The following is a 20828-nucleotide window of genomic DNA, read 5'->3' on the forward strand; positions in this document are numbered from 1 at the left end:
TTTGCCTCAATAGCGGACACCGAAGAACTTCGAGGATCAATCGATTTCTTTCCTTAATTCGTCACGAGCTTCATCAGCCTCGTCCTCTAGCTCTTCGCATAATTTCTCGGCCTCGTCTTCAAGGTCATCGCGCTCCCCGTTGATCTCTTTTTCGGGCTCATCGCGTATATCGTCAGCTACGCCGGGCAGATCGTCCCCGTCCCAAGGCCGATCATCTCGAGCCAGCGTTCAAAAGTAGCCAGCTTTGGTCTTCTTTAGCCAGCTTTGGTCTTCTTGCGATCGGGATCAAGGACCGGGGCGACGGAAAGATCATGAGACCCAACTCAGAGCGCGGACAATCTCTGCGATCCGGCGGCGTGGGCGCATCCAGTCGAACCAAAACATCACCATGCAGCAGATCCATCGTCGCGACCCCCGACAAGATTCTAGGAACAGGATCAGTTGCCACAACCAAAGGTGCAAAGTCGGGCTCCTCCGCAGCAGGTGGAACCAACCGACCGTCCTTCGCTTCACGCCCCCAGGCCCACAGATGATTTGGCCGCTTATCATACCGTCGCGCTACTTCGCTCACTGCCGGGCCATCAACAAGCGTTTTTGCAACAATCCGTGCCTTCAGATCGCAAGGCTAGTGACGATGACCACGAGGACCGACAGCCATATCAATGTCATTGAGAAACGACGTTAACTGCTCCGTTGAGAAACTCCCTGAAAACTATCTCTCAGGCCGGAATCTCAAATCACAAACCAAAACAGAAGGTGGGGCCTATGCACAGCTTTCCAATTAAAGATACCGCGACATCTATATGAGGCGATGTTTGCCGGTCTCAATTGACTGAACTTGTTGTGCTTCTGCCCATTGCGGCAGACTGACTCACCTCATCGTTTTGGTCTAGAAGTCTGATGGCCAAAAGGTGAGATCAGCACATTTCTTATCAAGTGCCATTATATGCAATAGGGAACAGTATTGAAGTTTCAAAACTAGCCCCGGAACGCCCGGGTGAAATAGTCGGTGAGCGGTTTGGCGATGTAGGATATCGGTGTGCGCTCGTCGGTTTTGATCATCGCCTCAACTGGCATGCCAGGCAGCAGCGTCCGATTTCCTAGCCTTTCAATCTGTCCTTCAGTGGGAATGATCTCGGCGCGGTAATAATTCTGACCCGTTACTTCGTCGACAAAAATATCCGCTGAGACCGTCACCACCTTACCTTCAATCTCGGGTGTCTGGCGGTCATTAAAGGCGGAAAAACGCAAGGTAGCGGGCTGGCCAGTGTAAAGTTGATCAATATGGATGGAGTCTACTTTTGCGGAAACGACCAGCGGCCTACCCTGCGGAACGACATACATCATCGGCTCTGCCGGCTGCATCACTGCATTTACAGCGAAGACCTTACTACCATAGACCGTTCCGGTCACAGGAGCACGAATGTCCAGCCTTGACAGTCGTTCCAACAACACCAGACGGCGTTCCACCAGTTCAATCTCACGGACCCCCAATTCCCGCAGTGTTGTCATTGCCTCTTCCTGGCGACTTGTTCGAAGGCGGAGGATTTCGATCTCGATCGTGGCAATTTGACCTTTCAAGCGCGCGATCTCGGAATTCAGCCGTCCAATCTGACCTTGTAAATTTGCTTCTTCTCGCTGCAGGGCCAGGACACGGCTGACGGGTGTCAAACCCTGTTCCAAAAGGTGTTCCATATCTTCCAGTTCGCGGGCAATGAGAGAAAGTTGACGGTTCAGCGCCACAAGCTGTGCTTCGGTACCTGCAATCTGGTTTTTGATCTGTTCAATACGCTCACGTAGCTGCGTTGTCTCTCGAATGGTTCCTAGAATACGCGTGAGAAACAGCCGTTTTTGGCTCTGCAGTACGTCCTGAACATCTTCATTCTCGGAGGCCAATGCCGCGAGCTTGTCTGACACTACGAACTCATCTAGCCCGTCTCGCTCTGCTTCCAACCGCGCTTTTCCGGCCCAAAGCTCGTACAGCTGGCGTTCAACAACAGTAAGCTCCGACGTCAGAAAGGTACCATCGAGGCGCAACAGCAATTCGCCGGCGCTAACCACATCCCCATCGCGCACCAGAATGTCGCCTACAACGCCTCCATCGGGGTGCTGCACAACCTGACGATGGGATTGCACTTCAACAACACCGGAAGAAACCACCGCCCCGGCCATCTTGGTTTGCACGCTCCAGTACCCGACGCCGCCAATCAATACCACCAGAGAAAGAAATCCAATCAGGAACGGCAAATGCATCTTCCAGGACTTGGCCAGATCAGGTGTTGTTTCTTTCGTTTCTGTCATGAATCAACTCGCCTGCCCGAAGCTGCGTTGGATAGCTTGTGCATTTTGGACCATACTTGTCAGCACCTCTTCTCGGCTTCCAAATTTCGCGACCAAACCACGTTCCAAAACGAGCAGTCGGTCGCATTCCGACAGGGCCATTGGTCGATGCGTCATAATGAGAACCGATTTACCCTGTGCTTTGAAGTCACGCACAGCTGTATTGAGTGCTTCTGTCCCGTCATTATCAAGTGCCGAATTCGGTTCGTCGAGAACCAGAACAACCGGGTCGCCGTAAAGCGCACGCGCCAGGCCGATACGTTGTTTCTGACCGCCCGAGAGTTGGCCGTCATTGCCGTCGAGCATTGTGTCGTAACCGTCCGGCATATCCAGGATCATCTCATGGGCGTTGGCTTTCTTGGCCGCTTCAATCACCGCATCCGGGTCTGACTGCAACGTCATGCGCGAGATATTCTCGGCCACAGTCCCGGTAAACAGCGATACTTGCTGTGGCAGATATCCAATGTGTTTGCCCAATGCGATGGGATCATATTGCGCCAATGCGGCTCCGCCCAGGCGTACTTCGCCAGCCAATGGTTGCCATAAACCCAGCAGCGCCTTTGCAAGCGACGTCTTGCCCGATCCGCTTTTGCCGATCACGCCGATGGCCTCGCCAGGCTCCAAATCAAAGCTGACATTGCGCAAAAAAGCTGCGCGGGTTCCTGGTGGGGCAACTGAAATAGCCTGTACAGAGAGGCGTGAATTGGGTTTCGGCAGCGCGATCCGATCTTTTTCCGGTGGCATTGCATCCAGAAACTGGCTCAGGGATTTCCAGCTGTGGCGCGCCCGCTGTATCATAGGCCACTGCCCGATGGATTGCTCGATCGGTGCCAAGGCGCGACCCAAGAGAATGGACCCCGCAATCATGGCCCCGGCGGTTAACTCACCGTGCAGCACGTAATAGGCCCCAACCGCCAACATTGCGGATTGCAAAAAAAGCCGAAGGGCTTTTGTAATGGCGGTAAAGCTCCCCGTCCAGTCACTGGCTGCGATGGTCTGTTTCAATGCATCCATCCGCATTTTCATCCATCGCTTTGAAGTATCCGCGTGCATACCTTGCGAGCGTACCACTTCAGCCTCTCGCCTGGTTTGTTCTGAAAACCCATGTGCCTGCGATGAGGCAATTTGGGCATTTAGCACTTTGCGATGTGTGAGGAACTGGTTCAGCAGCGCCAAGACAATCAACGTGCCACCGCCAGCTACAGCCAACCACCCCAGCATCGGGTGCAGGATAAAGATGGCCGCGATAAAGAGAGGCGTCCACGGAACATCCATCAATGCCAACAGAACTGGTGAGGCGCAAAGCGTTTGAATCGCATCCATGTCCCGTGAAGCTGTTGCAGGTGCAGAGCGCGCTTGCGGCAAGATCGCCTGGCGCATGATGGCGTCATAGACCCGTTCGTCCAGGCGCAATTGGAACCGTGCCCCAAATCGCGCCACGATCCGTCCGCGGGCATAATCGAGAAAGGCCATCAGAGAATAGAGAAGCGCCACCAACAGAAAGAGCGCGGCCAGGGTCTCTTCTGATCGGGAAGCTAAAACCCGATCATAAACCTGAAGCATGAAAAGCGGGCCGGTCAGCATCAGTAGATTTACGAAGATACTGAACAGGAACGCTGCCAGAAGATACCACAGGCCAGCATTGCGGGCGCTCTGTACTTCGCGCCGTGCTTCCTGTGGTGAGGTTGTAGTAGCATTCACTGTTTGGTTTTCCCCGAATTTACGAATGAGCACGGACGAGACTGCAGTCTTGTCGACCTATCGCGCCCCGTTTGTCATTCATGCGGCAAGCTACAACTGAGCAAAAAACTTCACTGTAGCTTGCCGCTTGATAGAGCATGACAGCCCTACTCACGCTACAAACGAGTAGTCTGAGCTATCAAAGTCATCCGCCTGGAAATCTTTGAGCAGGATCGTTCCTTCAGTACCAACAATAACAAGCGTATCCGCCCCGGATTGCGAAGATGTAATCGTTGGGTTGGCCGTGTCGCTCAGGTCGAACACAAGCTGATCTGTGCCGTTCTTAAAGCCTGTGATCACGTCATTTCCGAAGTTGTCATTGAAGACGATCGTATCCACTTCGCCAGGCTCAGGCTGAGTATTACCGCTATCTTCAGTTGATAGATTGATAATGTCGTCTCCCAGACCACCATTTATCTTATTACTGTAGCGACTATCGTTGATGGTATCGTCGAATATCGACCCGATCACGTACTCGACGGAACTCAGCGATCCGGTTGTGACACTCCCGCTATTCTCCGTGTAGGAGTACGAGCCTTGTACGTACAGGTTTCCATATCCATCCCACAAAGACACTGTTACGCCGTGCTGAAGGCTTGCAAAGGATACTGTGTCGTTATCGTCACCGCCATTGACCGTGTCAGCACCACCAATGAGATAGAAAATGTCATCGCCGCCATTTCCTCGATAGTAGTTGTCGGCGAGGGTGTCGGAAATAAATTCGGCTTTTTGCGACCCAACCACGTTTTCGATGCTCTGTAGGACAGTCAGGCCATAAGTTTCGCCATTCTGGTCGATTCTCGCAGCTGCTCCACCCGCCAGATTGACTGAAACATAAGCCGTACTTCCTGCCACAGTACCAATTTCCAAGGTATCGGTTCCAAAGCCTCCATTGAACGAGATAGCGCGTCCGTCGTCATAAAATTTGGTCGAGTACGTATCATCGTGGGATGTTCCAATGATGCCTTCTATATCTGCAAAGGTGTCCTCGAGCTCCCAGTATCCCGAAACATTACCGTTCCACCGGTAGGCTTCAGCATTGAGTGTCACATCGACGCGGATACCCGCCTGCGCATCCGTTTCATCCAAGGTATAATCGACGTAATCATACCCGTCACCGCCGAAAAAAATGTCCTTCCCGCCGCCGCCGGAGAATACATCGTCGCCCTGACCGCCAAACAACTGGTCTGCACCTGCCTCGCCGACCAGAATGTCATTGCCCTCATTACCGAACATAAAGTCCTTTCCGTCGCCGCCAAACAGTTTATCGGCGCCGGCATTTCCGTAGATTAAATCGTCTCCACCAAGGCCCAAGATTACACTATCGCCAAAAACACTGGTGATATTGTCTGCGTCGTTGGTTCCTGAAAGTTCAAGCGACACGTCCGTAAGGCTGAGCGTATCGGATGTATTGATCTCGAGACTGTAATCTTGTGGCAAAGTCAGGATATATTGCCCTGTCTGATTTTCAGTGAAGCTATATGCCGTACTTGAATATCCTGACAAATCTGCACGAACGGTTATGGAAGCTGAACCTCCATGGTTGTTCAGGATATCAGAGTCCCCTGCATTGGCGGTAAAGATGTAAGAGTCGTCACCGGTCCCAAAGCCCGTAACGATATCGCTTCCTTCCCCATCGATAATTGTGGTGCGCCCGCCCTTGCTTTCGATAGTGTCATTGCCACCACGACCGTCGAGCACATTGTCTTGGGTGTTACCGATGATGCGGTCCGATCCATGTGTGCCGTAGACGTTCTCAATGTTGATCAATGTATCTTCATAGCCATCAGCATGGGCAAAACGGGCAGCTTGTCCGGTGGTCAAATTGATGTCGAAACCAAGGCCAAGCTGATCAAAAAGTTCTTGGGTATCCAGGCTATAGTCTACGGTGTCAGTGCCTTCCCCACCATCCAGCCTGTCAACACCAAGTCCGCCGATAAGAGTGTCGTCGCCAATCCCACCGGAAAGCGTATCGTCGCCTTCGCCGCCATTAAGGAAGTCATTCCCGTCAAGCCCGGTAAGTTGGTCATTGCCGGAACCGCCGTCCAGACGATCGTCCCCTTCTGTTCCGAAGATCGTATCATTCCCGCCTTCCGCGTTTACGATCACCACACCAAATACTTGGTAGAAGAATTCGTCTTCGTCCGAACCAGTACCCCTGTAGGTGATATCCTCCGCGAGCACAATATCAGGATGTTCGCCCGTGTAATGAATTTCAATTGTATAGTCGTTGTTGGGATCAGAGTCGTACGAGTTCGTCGAAATTGTTGTTTTAGCGACTCCACCGGTTTCGCTGGATGCAGACTGATTGGAGAGTCCAAAAGATGATATAAGGCTGCCATTTTCTTCAAGAATGATTGCTGGTGCTTCATCATTGCTCAGGATCAGTAGATCGTGGTCGCCATCATTGATGGTAAAGGAAACAACAGGCGCGCTCTGTGCTTCCAGGTAAATGGTGTCATTGCCCGCACCACCCGACAAAGCGTCATTGCCGCCGTTGCCGTAGATAACGTCGTCACCGCCTCCGCCTACCAGAACATCGTCCCCGGTTGAGCCAAATATTACATCATCCTGCTCGGTTCCAAACAACCCTTCAATCGACTCAAGAACATCGTTCTGTCCCTCGATCGTAGAACTATAGGTCCAGTCCAGATTTGAGTTTAAAAAGGCAGTTCCCGTGTTGTCGCCGTGTTCCAGGTACAAATTCGGTCTAAAATTCACGCCCGCAAAATCTGAGCCTAAGATTGGGTACTTTGCTGTGATGAAGTTGTTCCAGCCCGATCCGGTATTTGCCGTGGTGTCAAATAATTCGCCAAGCACCGGATCGTTGGCCACTGCATCAACCAATAATCCAGGCCACCGCCAACTTTCCGCGGTATATCCATCTACTGTGACCGATACCGAACGACCCGCGAATGTGAATTTCAGCGTGTCGCCTGCATCGAGCGTCAAGCCGTTCGAATTAATCTGAACGCGACTGACGAAATCTTCGGCGTCTTGTAGTCTCTCAACAACGACCCCGTCCTCTAGATTGGCGATAATACCAACATCCATCACATCGGAGTAGGAAGCGATATCCGTCCCATCGCCCCCATCCAGAATTTCATTGCCAGCGCCGCCAACCAATATATCATCGCCGCCACGGCCATGGATCACATCGTGACCACCCGCGCCAGCAAGAACGTTGGCCTGATCATCACCCTTGATCAGATCGCTACCAGCTCCACCTGTTACGTTTTCGAATTCGTAAAAGTAATCTTGGATACTTCCACGAGAATAATCGTTGTAGATATTGTAAGACTGGTTCTCCAGAAGATCGACTTCAACACCGGTTACGCGCTCATCACCAATATTGTAGGCGATTGTATCGCGCCCATCCCCACCATAAAGTGTATCTGTCTTGTATCCGCCGGACAGTACATCATCACCGCCCAAGCCATAGATTACATCGGCGCCTTCCAAACCGACGAGGACGTTACCTTCATCAGTCCCGTAGATGTTGTCCGCGCCCTGACTGCCAAAGACGTTTTCAATCCCGGTCAGTTCATCCACAGCCCTGACGCCACCAGAATCGAGGATCCCTAAGACGCGCCCCTCACTTTGATCAACTCCATTGACAGTCAGAGACACTTTGCCAATTTCGAGCGCGCCTTCCGCGAAGATGAAATTGTTCCAGCCTGACCCTGTATAATCTGTGACAGAGACCAAGCTGCTAAGAGACGAATGTTCGTTGATCTGCTCAAGCAACCTACCAGGCCAACGGTGTGCTTCGGCGTTGTAGGCGTCCACCGTAAGCGAAACCGAATACCCGGCGATCGTCAAGGTCACCACATCGCCAGCAGAAAGCACCAGACCGTTGGAATCCAATCTTATTTCTTGGACTCGCTCATAGGCAGCTCCTTCGTCCAGGTGGATATCTACCCCTTCAGTATTGGTAAGGCCGCTATACCCGACGGCATCCATGCCAGCGCCACCGTCGAGCTTATTGTATCCTCTGCCGCCGACGAGAAAATCGCTGCCATCACCACCAGAGATTTCGTCAGCGCCATCCTCGCCAGACAGGAAATTATTCTGATCGTCGCCGAAAATCTGATCGTCATAGTCCGATCCAATCGCATTTTCGATGGATATAAGCGTTGCTTCGACATCATAATTGGCGCCATTTTCGTCGTAATACAAAATCTGTTTAGAGGTTCTATTCTCTAGATCGATATGAAAGCCAAGGGTCGAGCCTTCATGTATTCCGATTCGATATGGTGTCACCTGCTCAATTTGCAGTGAGACTGTGTCGTTACCTTCGCCCCCATCCAGAGTGTCATAATGGCTGGAATAGCTTACACCCCTACCGCCGGCTGCCAGTACATCGTCGCCATCGTACCCATAAATTGTATCGGCACCAAGTCCACCGTTTATGATATCATCGCCGGAACTGCCGTGAATGGTATCGCTGCCACTTGATCCAACAACGAGCTCAATGTCATAAAACAGAGTCGTTTCCGTGGTAGAGCTGTAGATTTGACGTACAGCGGTACCCGAACCGTCCCCATTCAGATGAATCGTATACTTATCGCGCCAGTCGGCTGTTGTCTCATGAATGGAAAAGCTGACGACATCAAAACCGTTGCCACCAGACACGAAATCTGCGCCGTACCCAGGCGACAAGATATCGTTGCCGTCATAGCCGTAAAGGTAGTCGTCACCTTCTCCGCCGGCAAGGTAGTTGTCACCAAGGCTGCCGCGCATGACATCGTCTTTGTTGGTCCCAAACGCGTTTTCGATGCTGTGAAAAGTATCCTTTACGCCGACGCCGAACGCAAAAGCTTCAGGAGTGAGCGAATAGTTGGTTGTCGAGGACAGATCGCCAACCGAGTGTTCGTAAACAACAGACACTGTCAGGTTATGGTCATCGCCTGTAAGGGTGTCGCCTCCGCGAACATACGATTTGCCACCATGAAGATCGATGTAAAGACCGCGTCCACTGCCACCACCATGGATGTATCTGCCGTCGACCAGTTCCGAGGGCGACACGCCATCGGCGGTCGCATCGTCCATAAGGTAACTCACCGTATCGGTATCGTTGTCACCGTACAGATCATCGCGGCCGGTCCCTGGAATAATCAGATCGTCGCCATCACCCCCGAAAACCTGATCATTACCGCCGCCCGCATAAATGATGTCATCCCCGCCGTATCCATAGATAATGTCGACCCCGTCACGGCCATGCAGCACTTCGCTCGTATCGTCTCCGTGGACCTCACGAGGGATAAAGGACTCGATATATTTGGCTAATTCTTGGGTGGCATCAATCAGTAGATTGACTGCGGAAATAACTGCACCAACAAGAATACCCCCTGGACCGCCAACGGCAAAAGCGACCGTCGCAACGACACCAAGAACCAGCTGGACACTGTCGACAATTGTGTTTGCTATTGCAAAACCTTTGTCAACCGGCGCCAGATCGTCAAATTCCCTGTAGGTCAAAGCGGTTGAGACCGCGAATGAGGCCACACTGATGGCCACACCGGTCGCCGCAAAGATGCCGCCAACGACAGAAGCGCCACTGCTCCCAAGCTCTGCGGCTTTTCCGGCAAGGCTGATACCCCCTACAGCGCTGCTGGTCGCTGAAAGCGCAGAACTCGTAGCGCCGGATGTAAGTAGCGATGCGGTCCCCAGTATCAAGCGCACGCTTTGTTGGACACCGGACAGTAGCGATCCGGAGATGCTCAATGAGCTGCTTGCAATGGCCAGATCGTCTCCGGCCTCCACGGCTTCCTGCAATGCTTGGCTGCTGAAACCCAGTGATACCGCACTTGCAGCTACTCCAAACGCATGCGCGGCCAGAGCCCCACCTGGGAGAGAGGCTTCTTTGTCGAAAGCACTGACCTTGATCGGGCTCGTAAACGGATCGGTTGCTCCATCAATGCCTCTAAAATGATAGTCATAAGAAGCGCCCGCCAGCCACAGGCTGTCGAATGTGCCGCGTCTCAGAAAGCCCGCGCTCATGAGCGCGTCATCAATCGTTTGTTGTGTTGCGTCTCCCGATGAATACCCATTAAGCCTCTCGATATCAGGCAAGCTGATGAACAGGTTTCTAAAATCATCGTCTTGCATCAACGTATCGTAGAATGCATATGACTCTGCCAAACCGTCGATCTCAGACAGTTTATTGAAGACATGCTCCAGCAGATCGGTTGCCGACATCGTCGTTTCTGCCTGTAACGCATCCACAAATGACGAGACGATACTCTCAGCCGCTAGATCAATCTCTGGGTTATCCTCTAAGTGCTGAAGTAGCTCATCAGAGATTTCGATGTCGTGGAGTGCGTCGGCAGTTGTCATTTTGTGAGTGGTCCCCGTTGTAGGTTATTTTTAGCCTTTATTATTTATTGTTTAGGCTGGTTCCTTTTTGTGCATTCAGTCAGTTCTGTTTTCCGTGACCTTTTTTCCGTGACCTTTTTTCGGGCGGCGGTTACATTCTGCCAATCGCCTTTGCTCCCACAGGTTTCGCGTCGACTTTGGCCTGAATTACCGCGGCAGTCGAAGTGGGTTGGCTGGTCACAATAGGCCGGAGATTTTCGACCGCCTTCAAAGGCGATGGTGCGTCTAAATCCCCGTGTTCTTCATTTGCCCCTTTCTTTTCAACCGGGCGATCCGATCATATAAAATTGAACTCGATTTGAACTGAATCATATTCAGATTGATGCACTACTAGGCAAATGATTTGTTCACATCTTCAAATAACTGAAAATTAACAAATAAATATATTTTCGCTTCCGATCGAAAGCAGGAAAGCAGTAGCTCAATTTTTTGCGATCTTCAAAGACAGTTAATCGACCCCAGATGATTCGTTTTTTGAAATGTCAAGGCCGATTTTTGCATGACGGGTATGAATAAATTTGGGTGGACCGAGTTTCATGGGTCAGGGTGGTTTCTGATCAGTCTCTTCTGACTTGTCGGGCTTGATTGTCATTGCATGATGGACTTGGCTTCTACCGGGATGTTAGCTTCCAAGGCTGGCAGTTATATATGCAATCCCCATCGTGGCAAATGCGCTACGAGCTTGCGAAGGAACTGGTTATCTGAAGAGGCTCAGCAATGTCTGGCAATAATGTCCGCAAGAAACCCCGGGCTCAGGATTCCCAATCAATAGATGACAATCACATCGAGAGCGATTGCTGATAGAAAGACCTTTGGGCATCTGTCGCAGCGTGTCGCAACGCGGCACCTATTTTTGAGTCTGCCGAACATGATCTCAATCCGGTTGCGCCGTTTGTATCGGTGTTTGTCGTATTTCACGGTGGTCTTGCGCTGCCTTCGGCCAGGGATACAGACGCGTATCCCTTTGTCTTTCAACGCATCTCGGATCCGGCTGGCATCATAGCCACGTTCCCCGAGTAGCCGACCCACATTTGGCTCGCTGCTCAGTAGCGCTTGCGTGCCGCTGTAATCACTAACTTGACCAGCGGCGGCGAAAAGGCTGAGCGGCCGCTCTTGGCTGTCACAAGCAGCATGCAGCCTGGTGTTCATGCCGCCCTGGTTTGACCAATCAGGCGGCCACGCCTCCCTTTTTTCGCGGCCATTCTGGCCGCGGTACGGTGTGCCTTCAGGTAGTTCGCATCAATCATCACGGCCTTTTCCCCGCCGTGTTCGGCAGCTTGGCCGACCATCATCTGGGCGAAGATGCCTTTCTCGCTCCACCGGCTGTAGAGCGTATTGTGTGGCCTTTAGGTCTCGGGCGCGTCTCGCCAATCGCCATCGCAATCCATTGCGGTTGATGAAGATAGTCCCGCTCAGCGCCCTTCTTTCATCGACCCGTGGCCTGCCTTGCGACTTCGGAAAGAAAGGGGAAAGCTTGGCCATCTGCTCGTCGCCCAGCCAGAAAAGGTCGCTCATGTCACCGCTCCGTTTTCCAAGCCGTGAATCATGTAACGCAATAAAAATCAATTCTGACGCGGGCATATACAATGATCATGACTGAACATGAAGAAAGCGACCATTTTGCCAAAAAACAAGGCCATCTCTGCTTTCAACTATTTGTGAGATTTAGCAGGTTTACTTCTCCTAAAAGGAGATATAAGCAGCATCGAAAACAACCCAAAAGGGAAAGTGACACTATGACCGTCCACATCGTCGTTGATCTGACAATCAAGAATACCGAAGCTTTACAAGAGTATGGCTCTCAAACGCCTCAAACTCTTTCAGCGTTTGGCGGGAAGGCTGTGGGCAAAGGCATTGTAACACCCTTGCACGGTGAAGCTCAATTTGAACGCAAGGTTATCTTGGAGTTTCCTGACAAAGATGCAGCAATCGCCTGGTATAATTCAGATGCATATCAAAGCTTGGTGCCCGTGAGAGAAGAGGCGTTTGAATCTCAGTTTCATCTTGTAGAGTAAGCAAAAGACTTTTTCACAGCGATACGATCGTCGCATTTGGTTTCCTGCAGCTGATTGCCTTCTTGCGGCTTCAATTGCCAATAGGTTCGCAATTACATTCTTCACCAAAGGAGCTGGAAAAGTTGAATCTTCGGGTTCGATTTATATCCTAAATAAACGATTCAATGAATATAGTTAACTCAATTGACGTCACGCTACGTGATGGAGGTTACAGAAATAATTTCAACTTTGATGAAAGTTATATTGACTCTCATATCCAAAGTGTTTCTGCCGCTGGCGTGAAGATAATTGAAGTAGGTTACCGAAATGGACCACAAAAATGTTGGCCCGGAATCGGCGTGACCGGGCAATGCCCAAATGAATTTTTGGAGCATATTGCGGATATCCAAAACTCTGCAAAGATTTGTGTTATCGCCCACCCACATAATATCTCGAGGCGCGACATTGATGATATGGTGCAGCTGGGTGTATCGGTTTTGCGCATATGCTGTACCGAAAAAAATTTGGACGATGCGGCTTCTTTGATTCAGTATGCATGTGAGAAAGGCATGTTGGTTTGTGGAAATTTAACAAGAATAACCGAAATAGATATTCATAGAGCCCTATCCATCTCCAAGAGAATTTCAACCGCCGGAGCGCAGGTATTGTATCTAGCGGATTCAAATGGAAGCCTTCAGCCAAAACGTCTAAAAACTTTAGTTGAAAGTGTAAAGGAATACGCGGAGATTGAGGTTGGGTTTCACGCCCATGACCATCTGAACCTTGCTATGGTGAACAGCATCGCCGCGATGGATTCTGGCGCCACTTACTTTGATGGGTCACTGTTTGGAGTAGGCAAGGGGGCTGGAAATCTTAGACTTGAGACATGGTTGCTATATATCGAAAAGCGGCTTGGATTTACGTTTGATTTGGCGCCACTTCTAAAGCAAGCCACCATGCTGCCGAATTTGGTCCTACCGAATGTCGGAGAGAATGATGTGTTGGATATCGTCTGCGCAAACTTCGACATTTCGATGGATGAGCGAAACAAGTTCACTGGCGGTTCTTCGGATATTAGCGCAATTGTGGACAATGCTCAAAACTACGAAAAGCTGTCGGCATGACCTCTCTCGATATAAAACGGCATGCTGTGATTGTCGGACCGGTTATGCCTGTTTGGGACAATGGGCGATTTGCACAGGTTTTGATAGATTGGCTTATTGAGCAAGGCTATCAGATAACAGCGTTGGACAGTATGGCTTATTCTGCTGCGCCATCCCTTGATGACGCTGTGAAGCTATTAAGGCGCGACATTGCAGAGCGAGTTCCAGACGTTGAGGTGCTGATCGGATATGCTTTCGGCGGCTCTCTTGTTGTACGTGCAACTGAACTCATGTCTGAAAACTTGCGGGTGGTTGCCCTTTCTGCCCCTACGATTTCTTCACAATTGCTGTGCGCATCACTAGGGGAAATGTGCGTGGCGTTGGACAGGGGCAACCTTATGCAGTCGCTAGAGATACATGAAAAATATGCGACCAAGTCCCCTCATGCTTTGGAAGCGTTCTCTGGCATCCCTATTTCCGACTACCCTGAAATTTGCGAGCGAATGGCGCGGTCTTTTCGGATGTTGATGGCTCAGACTGAACATCCGAAAGACATGGGCGCGCGTGCCTCAATACTTTTCATCTTAGGTGAAGACTCGCAACTTGTTGGAAGGGAGCACCTCTCAATCAGGAGCAAGGACAAGCTAGCGATTATTCCACAAGCAGGCATGCGCATACTAAGCGATGCACCACAAGAGACCCTCTCTGAAATCGGAGCTTTTCTCGATGTCGGATAAGAAAAAAATCCTCGTACTGCCCGGTGATGGCATTGGCCAGGACGTATGTCAAAGCGCACTCCCTCTTTTGTACGATTTTGATCTCCCACTAGATATTCGATTCGGAGATATCGGTTGGGAATTTTGGAAGTCTGGTGGCGACCCAGTCCCCGAACGCACATGGGATCAAATTGCAAACGCCGACGCGGTTCTTTTGGGTGCGATCACCAGCAAACCACCGAAAGAAGCCGAAGCCGAACTGGTAGAAAATCTGCGTGGCCGTGACCTGAAATACAAATCACCGGTGCTGCAATTGCGACATAAGCTGGATTTGTTCGCCAATGTGCGCTCTGCCTACTATATGGCGGGACCACAGAAACCGTTCCGCTTTGATGTCATTCGGGAAAATACGGAAGGGCTTTATGCGGGGCTCGATTTCGTTGGCATACCCGAGGCGATGCAGGATTTCGTTCACCACCAGAATATTGCACGCTGTGGACCAAAAGAGACTGCGATCACCCTGCGATTGCAAACACGTTTCGGCCTTGAGAGGCTCTATCAGTTTGCCTTTGAGCACGCACGAAAGTCGGGTTTTAGCAAGGTGACCCTGGCGGATAAACCGAACGTAATGCGCGATAGCAGCGCGTTCGCGCGTAGTATTTTTCAATCCATCGCTGCGGGTTTTCCCGACATCGAGCCTGAGATCCACAATGTGGATGCGATTGCCATGTGGATGGTTACACGACCAGAACGCTTCGGTGTAGTGGTGGCCGAAAACATGTTCGGAGACATCCTTTCAGACCTTGCGGGTGGTGTAATGGGAGGGCTTGGCCTCGCCGCCAGTGCAAATATTGGCACACATGGAGCGTATTACGAGCCTGTACACGGCAGCGCTCCGGCTTTACAGGGGCAGGACCGGGCTAATCCAGCAGCGATGATCCTCACATTGTCAACGATGCTTCGGGACATGGGATACAACGACCCGGCTGATCGCTTGGCGGATGCCGTCAAAACTGTGATACGCAAATCGGCCAACCTGACATATGACTTTGGCGGCACATTGAGTACCGATCAGATGGCGCAAACCATCCGTGATGCGACCAAGTTAGCCCAGCCTGCACCACATGCCGCAATATTGACGGTCGGCGACGAACTTCTGGAAGGCCGGTTTGCCAATACTAACCTGCTGGATTTCAGCCGTCGTCTCGTTGCCAAAGGCATAACCGTTCGCGATCAACAAGTTGTGGGTGACCGAATGCCTGATATCTCGGGCGCTCTCAAGAAATATGTTGGCGCGCGCGAGTTGATTTTGATCAGCGGTGGTATAGGACCGACCAGCGACGATGTTACACGTCAATCCGTTGCGACATTCTGTGGGTGCAAACTTGTCGAAAATGCAGAGGCAATCGCGCATCTAGAGCGTTTTTACGCCGACTTGCAATTGCCGGTTGGCGAATTGGACAGATGCCAAGCGCTGCTGCCTGAAAACGCCGTTCCCCTTGCAAACCCGGTCGGAGCAGCGATGGGTTTTGCCATCGTTGAAGGTGGCTCAACCATTGTCGTTTTGCCCGGTCCACCGAAAGAAGCGCTTCCTATGCTGGATGCGTTTCTTGCAGACTTTGCTGAAAAGCACGCCGCACCTCATTGGATGGTGTTCAACCGTATCGAAACCGACATTGCCCCCAAGGTCGACAAGGTGCTTTCCGAATTCGGGCTTTCTGGGCGGTATCTCTGGCGGTTCCCTTATCTCGAGGTTTCTATTGCACCGGGGCTGGAGAATGCGGTGCCCGCGCCCGCGATTGATGCTTTGGATGCCCTTCTATCGACGGGTGTTGTTGACCGGAAAGGGCGTACCGCTTCGCAGGCATTAGGAGACGGCAAGATCGCAGAAGTTACGTGTTCTGACCCGGTCCTTGCGGAAATGGTGGCACCATTGATCGATCCAAATGGCGGCACGGTTGCCTTAGAGTTGCACGCCGACAGGAGTTTTGCTGATGTCTTGAACGGTCCGAACCTCGGAGACGTCAAATTATGCTGCTCCTTCAATGGAGAGCAGCGAAAGGAGACTTCGGTGGTATTGCGTGGACAAAACCTTGAGATGATCGTTCGTGAATTTGTCTGCTGGAGCGCGTTGTCAGCGAAGGTGCCCAAGATGGAGATGCCTGATGGATAACAAAACCTCAGATATACGTCGCCGTTTTCTTGCATTGGACAGCTCTGCGGTTTCAGATGCAATGGATGGGTTGATGTTGACTGCTCCGCGCACGCTGGCCAACCTTTTCCCTCGAACGAACGGCGCCAAACTGGTCGGCCCCGTCTTTACCGTTACATACGAAAGTCACGTACCCGAAACGGGACAGTTCATGAACGCGGGCACGTATATTGATGACGTACCCGAAGGTCACGTCGTGCTTGTTGACAGTCAGGGTCGTAATGATTGTACAAACTGGGGGGATCTTTTAACCCGTCTAGCGATCCGACAGGGTTTAGGCGGCAGTGTCATCCATGGCGCTGTCCGTGATATCGCTGACATTCGCACACTTGGCTACCCGCTTTTCAGCGCAGCCGTAAATGCAGTGTCCGGCAAAAACCGAACACGCATGGTGGCAACCGGGCGTTCGGTGAACATAGGCGGAACAATCATAAATCCGGGAGATTGGTTATTCGGTGACGATAACGCACTGCTGCATCTTCCCGTGGATCAGCTAGCGGAAATTCTAACCCGTGCGGAACAGATCAACTTAACGGAAGAGCGCATCGCTCGTGCCATTGAAGCAGGTGCCTCTTTGAAAGAGGCCCGCCGCCAGTACCGGTATGACAAGCCTTGGTTAGTGCAAGATGACCACGCCGTTTGAAACCCATTGGCGCGATCGCCTGCAGTTCATCGATGTCCACTACCACGCCAATCCAGATCTTTATCTGCGCCGGTATGACAGTGTCGAAATAGGCGAACTCTACCGAGAAATTGGCGGCGCGGTTGTTCTTAAGAACCACCTAGGTGGCGTTGGCGAAGTTGCAGCACTTGCACGAGAGAGGGGGCTTCCTGTCTTCGGTTCGGTCGTGCTCAACGAAATTGCTGGTGGTATCCGCCTTTCGACCGTTAAGCAGCAACTCTGCTATCACGGGTCAGATCATAACGAAGTGGGCCGCATGTTGGTGCATTTGCCGACACATGTGCTTCACGCCCACAAAAGCGTGCTTCGTCGCGAACACCGAAACGCATATGTAGGTAAGTGGGCAACTCAGCCGATAGCAATCTGCGACAGCTCAGGTCGTTTGTCACGTGACGTACACGCATTGTTTGATTTCGCGCAAGATCACCCAATTGTGATTTCGACCGGGCATTCCAGCCGTCGAGAGACCGAAATGCTAATAAATCTTGCAGCTGCTTGCCCAAACAGCATTCGATTGATGTTGAACCAACCTGCGAACCCCATGACTGGTATGGACGCACAGGCGCTATTGGATTTAGGGCATCACGATTGGCTTTTTGTCGAGCAAACCAGCTTAACAGTTTTGCTTGGATATCAGGACAACGACGACTTTTACCGCGTTTTGAACGAAGTTCCGAACCTAATTTACAGTTCGGATCTAGGCCAGACCTCCCAGATGGTTCCTAAAGAATGGATTACGTGGTCAAACCGCCATTTTGATGAAGCTGGAACAAGCGAAGCCAGGCGCGAAGAAATCCGCCTATTGAATCCGCTTAGAATGCTCGCCCCCTGAACAAAGATGAAGACAATGACTGACACCACTAGCCTCCATATTAACAACAGCCTCAAAGGCATTATGTACTACTGCCTTGCGGTATTTTTGCTCGCCATCATGGATGCCTGCGCAAAGTGGCTCACCGAAGGATTCCCCGTCGGACAGATGCTTTTTTTTCGCGGCTTGTTTGGTTTTCTACCGGTTGTTGTCGTCTACATGATGCAAAAGCGGCAGGACCCGAACCCAAAACTGCTTCCTGTCAATACTGTCGGGCAAGTGCTGCGCGGGTTCTTTGTCGCAATGATCACGCTGACATTTTTCTTTGCGCTGCGCGGCATGCAATTGGCTGAGGTTACGGCTGTATCTATGACTGGGCCAATTCTGATGGTGGTTCTGGGTGCGTTTTTGCTGCGTGAGAAGGCGTCTCTGGTGCGCTGGATTTGCGTACTAGTTGGCTTTGTCGGTGTGCTGATCATCATCCAACCAACGCCTGAAAACCTGTCACTTTATGGATTGGCTGCTTTCGCCTCGGCGGTGTTTTACGCATTGGCTGCGGCGCAAACTCGGAACTTAACTCAAACCGATGGTTTTTTGCAGATCATCCTCTGGACGACGGTCGTCATATTTGTAATTGGCTTAGGCTTTGCCCCGTTCGAAAACTGGGTTATGCCACAGTCAACAGACTGGCTCATTCTTCTCTTACTTGGTTTCACTGGCGGCATCAGCAACGTGTTTTACGTTTCTGCTTTCCGAAACGCTGAAATCTCGCTCTTAGCCCCCTTCGATTATTCAATCTTCTTCTGGGCAATCCTTTTTGGCAGCTTTTTCTTTGGAGAACTGCCTGCGCTTCACGTGTGGGTCGGCGCAGCTCTAATCATCGCAACCGGAGTTTACTTGGCCCGGAACTCCGAAACCTAAGGCAAAGGTCAATTATGTTTGATATCAATGAACAATGCACCAGCAGCTACGAGACCGTAGGGTCCCTACCGCTAGAAGCAGTCATCGCCTCTGCTCAACGCCTCAAAGCCGATGGCGGCCCCGAAGTGCCTGGCACAGTCACATCACTTGATGATTTGGAGATCATTGGGCACGATGTCATTCGTACCACCACACAGAACTGCGCCAAGCGTGAGCCTAGGATGCTGGTATCAAGCGGTGGAACAACGGGCCAACCCAAACTAACTTTTATCCCACATGATCAGGGCATCACTCGTGTATCCAAGGAATGGCCCGCACTTGTGCCCGGAGATACAATGATCAACTCGTTTCATCCCGGTCGATTGTGGGGATCTCACTACTTACTTCAAGCCATTGCACAACGGCAAGGAGCGGGAGTGATCCCCATGGGATCATTGGCGGCAGATGAGGTGGTTGAACATATTTACGCGCTTGAGGCTGCCCGCGCCAACGCGATCTGCGCTACTCCAACTGGGGCATACGAATTTTGCCAAGGCCTGAAGCAAAGTGGCTCAGGGCTGAAAATCTCTAAAATTCTCTGGGCAGGCGAGCCGTGGAATGCCAGCATGAAGGCAGAGATTTTTGACATGTATCCGGGCGTTGAACTTTGGGGCAACTATGGATCTATCGAGACTTACCAGATTGGCAACAACTTTCCCGGCTGTGAAACTGACGTTTTTCATCTAATGTCAGACCAACTCCTTGAGTTGGCACCTGAGGGAGCTCTCCTGACTCGCATTGGCGAAAACTGGACGGTACCAGTGGTACGCTATCGTCTGGGCGATCGCATCGAACGCGCCGATTGTAGTTGCGGACGTGGGCTTGCTTTCCGCGTTGTAGGCCGTTCTGACGATGCGATCAAATTTGGTGGCACATTGTTCAGCCTTGGCGCAATTTCAGATTTTGTTCTGGAACAGACAAGCGCATCTGGCATTCAGCTTGTTCTTGAGGGTAGCAAGTCAGAAGGAAGCGCCAAAACTATGGAAATCCGTATTCTGGGTCACCACGATACAGACGAACTGCACAAGGCGCTGGCTAAGCATTTCATCGATATAGATGTGAAAGATCACGAAGGAAACAACATGCTTGTGGTGAAGGCCTGCGCAACCCTGCATAAAAACCCAAGAACTCACAAGACTCCGTTGGTCTTGTGGGTTTGATCTCAGCGTGGGATTTTACATAAACTCGATACAGCAGCGAATGTTCTCATTCAACGCCACCTTCGCTGCTGTCGTCATATGCTAACTTAGGGTCAGGATGCATTAATTTTTATTGCGCTGCATGATTCACGGCTTGAAAAACAGAGCAGTGACATGAGCGACCCGTTTTGGCTGAGCGACGAGCAGATGGCCAAGCTTCCCCTTTCTGCTCGAAGCCGCACGGCAGGCAACAGGTCGATGATAGAAGAGTAGTGAGCGGGAATATCTTCATCAACCGCAATGGGTTACGATGGCGAGATTCGCCCGAGGCCTATGGGCCGCACAAGACGCTCTACAGCCGGTGGAAACGTTGGAGCGAGAAAGGCATCTTCGCCCAGATGATAATCAGCCTGGCTGCCGAACACAACGCGGAAAAGGCCATGATGATTGATGCGACCTACCTGAAGGCACACCGTACCGCGGCCAGAATGGCTGCGAAAAAGGGTGGCGTGGCCAATTTCGTGGGCGAGCAGGGGGTAGAACAGCCCAAGAACGATCCAATTGTTGCTGACCCCGGCAATGGCCAGCCACACCACGAACCTGAACTTTACAGTGACATCTTCGACGACTTATGAGCAGCCATTTTCGAATGTACTCAGGTTCTCGACCCTCGACCATATAACCAACGGTCGGATCGCCTGGAACATTGTGTCCACGTCAGCTACGGTTGCAAGCGATCTGTCCGAGAATGAC

The 20828-nt window shown here is 51.4% G+C and carries 12 protein-coding genes and 2 pseudogenes; 9 read left to right on the forward strand and 5 right to left on the reverse strand.

Features of this window, described 5'->3' with window-relative positions; genetic code table 11:
* Positions 1 to 211 precede the first annotated feature (211 nt).
* The 5 genes and pseudogenes from ACR0D7_RS18820 to ACR0D7_RS18840 all read right to left on the reverse strand — a co-directional run bounded on the left by ACR0D7_RS18820 (position 212) and on the right by ACR0D7_RS18840 (position 11973).
* Positions 212 to 616: a transposase gene (locus tag ACR0D7_RS18820; protein ID WP_480680395.1), complete on the reverse strand. Its 405-nt coding sequence runs from the start codon at positions 614 to 616 to the stop codon at positions 212 to 214.
* A 362-nt stretch (positions 617 to 978) separates the two neighbouring features.
* Positions 979 to 2301: an HlyD family type I secretion periplasmic adaptor subunit gene (locus tag ACR0D7_RS18825; protein WP_480680384.1), complete on the reverse strand. Its 1323-nt coding sequence runs from the start codon at positions 2299 to 2301 to the stop codon at positions 979 to 981.
* Positions 2302 to 2304: 3 nt separating this feature from the next.
* On the reverse strand, positions 2305 to 4041 hold the full coding sequence (locus ACR0D7_RS18830) for a type I secretion system permease/ATPase (protein WP_480680385.1): 1737 nt from the start codon (positions 4039 to 4041) through the stop codon (positions 2305 to 2307).
* Positions 4042 to 4191: 150 nt separating this feature from the next.
* On the reverse strand, positions 4192 to 10419 hold the full coding sequence (locus ACR0D7_RS18835) for a hypothetical protein (RefSeq protein ID WP_480680386.1): 6228 nt from the start codon (positions 10417 to 10419) through the stop codon (positions 4192 to 4194).
* Positions 10420 to 11223: 804 nt separating this feature from the next.
* Positions 11224 to 11973: pseudogene (locus tag ACR0D7_RS18840) on the reverse strand (IS5 family transposase).
* 71 nt (positions 11974 to 12044) lie between these two features.
* Between ACR0D7_RS18840 and ACR0D7_RS18845 the strand changes: the two are divergent.
* The 9 genes and pseudogenes from ACR0D7_RS18845 to ACR0D7_RS18885 form a co-directional block, all read left to right on the forward strand.
* Positions 12045 to 12473: a DUF1330 domain-containing protein gene (locus ACR0D7_RS18845; protein ID WP_480680387.1), complete on the forward strand. Its 429-nt coding sequence runs from the start codon at positions 12045 to 12047 to the stop codon at positions 12471 to 12473.
* A gap of 164 nt (positions 12474 to 12637) precedes the next feature.
* Entirely contained in the window at positions 12638 to 13576 is a 939-nt protein-coding gene (locus tag ACR0D7_RS18850) for a beta/alpha barrel domain-containing protein (RefSeq protein WP_480680388.1), read from the forward strand.
* On the forward strand, positions 13573 to 14292 hold the full coding sequence (locus ACR0D7_RS18855; RefSeq protein WP_480680389.1) for an alpha/beta fold hydrolase domain-containing protein: 720 nt from the start codon (positions 13573 to 13575) through the stop codon (positions 14290 to 14292). Before ACR0D7_RS18850 ends, ACR0D7_RS18855 begins: the two co-directional genes overlap by 4 nt.
* Positions 14282 to 16444: an isocitrate/isopropylmalate family dehydrogenase gene (locus ACR0D7_RS18860; RefSeq protein ID WP_480680390.1), complete on the forward strand. Its 2163-nt coding sequence runs from the start codon at positions 14282 to 14284 to the stop codon at positions 16442 to 16444. Before ACR0D7_RS18855 ends, ACR0D7_RS18860 begins: the two co-directional genes overlap by 11 nt.
* Positions 16437 to 17126 (forward strand): RraA family protein, encoded by a 690-nt coding sequence (locus ACR0D7_RS18865; protein WP_480680391.1) that lies wholly within the window; start codon positions 16437 to 16439, stop codon positions 17124 to 17126. Before ACR0D7_RS18860 ends, ACR0D7_RS18865 begins: the two co-directional genes overlap by 8 nt.
* Entirely contained in the window at positions 17110 to 17997 is an 888-nt protein-coding gene (locus ACR0D7_RS18870) for a DUF6282 family protein (RefSeq protein WP_480680392.1), read from the forward strand. Before ACR0D7_RS18865 ends, ACR0D7_RS18870 begins: the two co-directional genes overlap by 17 nt.
* Before the next feature lie 15 nt (positions 17998 to 18012).
* On the forward strand, positions 18013 to 18897 hold the full coding sequence (locus tag ACR0D7_RS18875; RefSeq protein WP_480680393.1) for a DMT family transporter: 885 nt from the start codon (positions 18013 to 18015) through the stop codon (positions 18895 to 18897).
* 14 nt (positions 18898 to 18911) lie between these two features.
* On the forward strand, positions 18912 to 20096 hold the full coding sequence (locus ACR0D7_RS18880) for a phenylacetate--CoA ligase family protein (RefSeq protein WP_480680394.1): 1185 nt from the start codon (positions 18912 to 18914) through the stop codon (positions 20094 to 20096).
* Between the two features lie 153 nt (positions 20097 to 20249).
* Positions 20250 to 20602, forward strand: a pseudogene (locus tag ACR0D7_RS18885) (transposase); the annotation flags it as partial.
* Positions 20603 to 20828: the final 226 nt, after the last annotated feature.

This window comes from Ruegeria sp. BB7 (genome assembly GCF_056539365.1).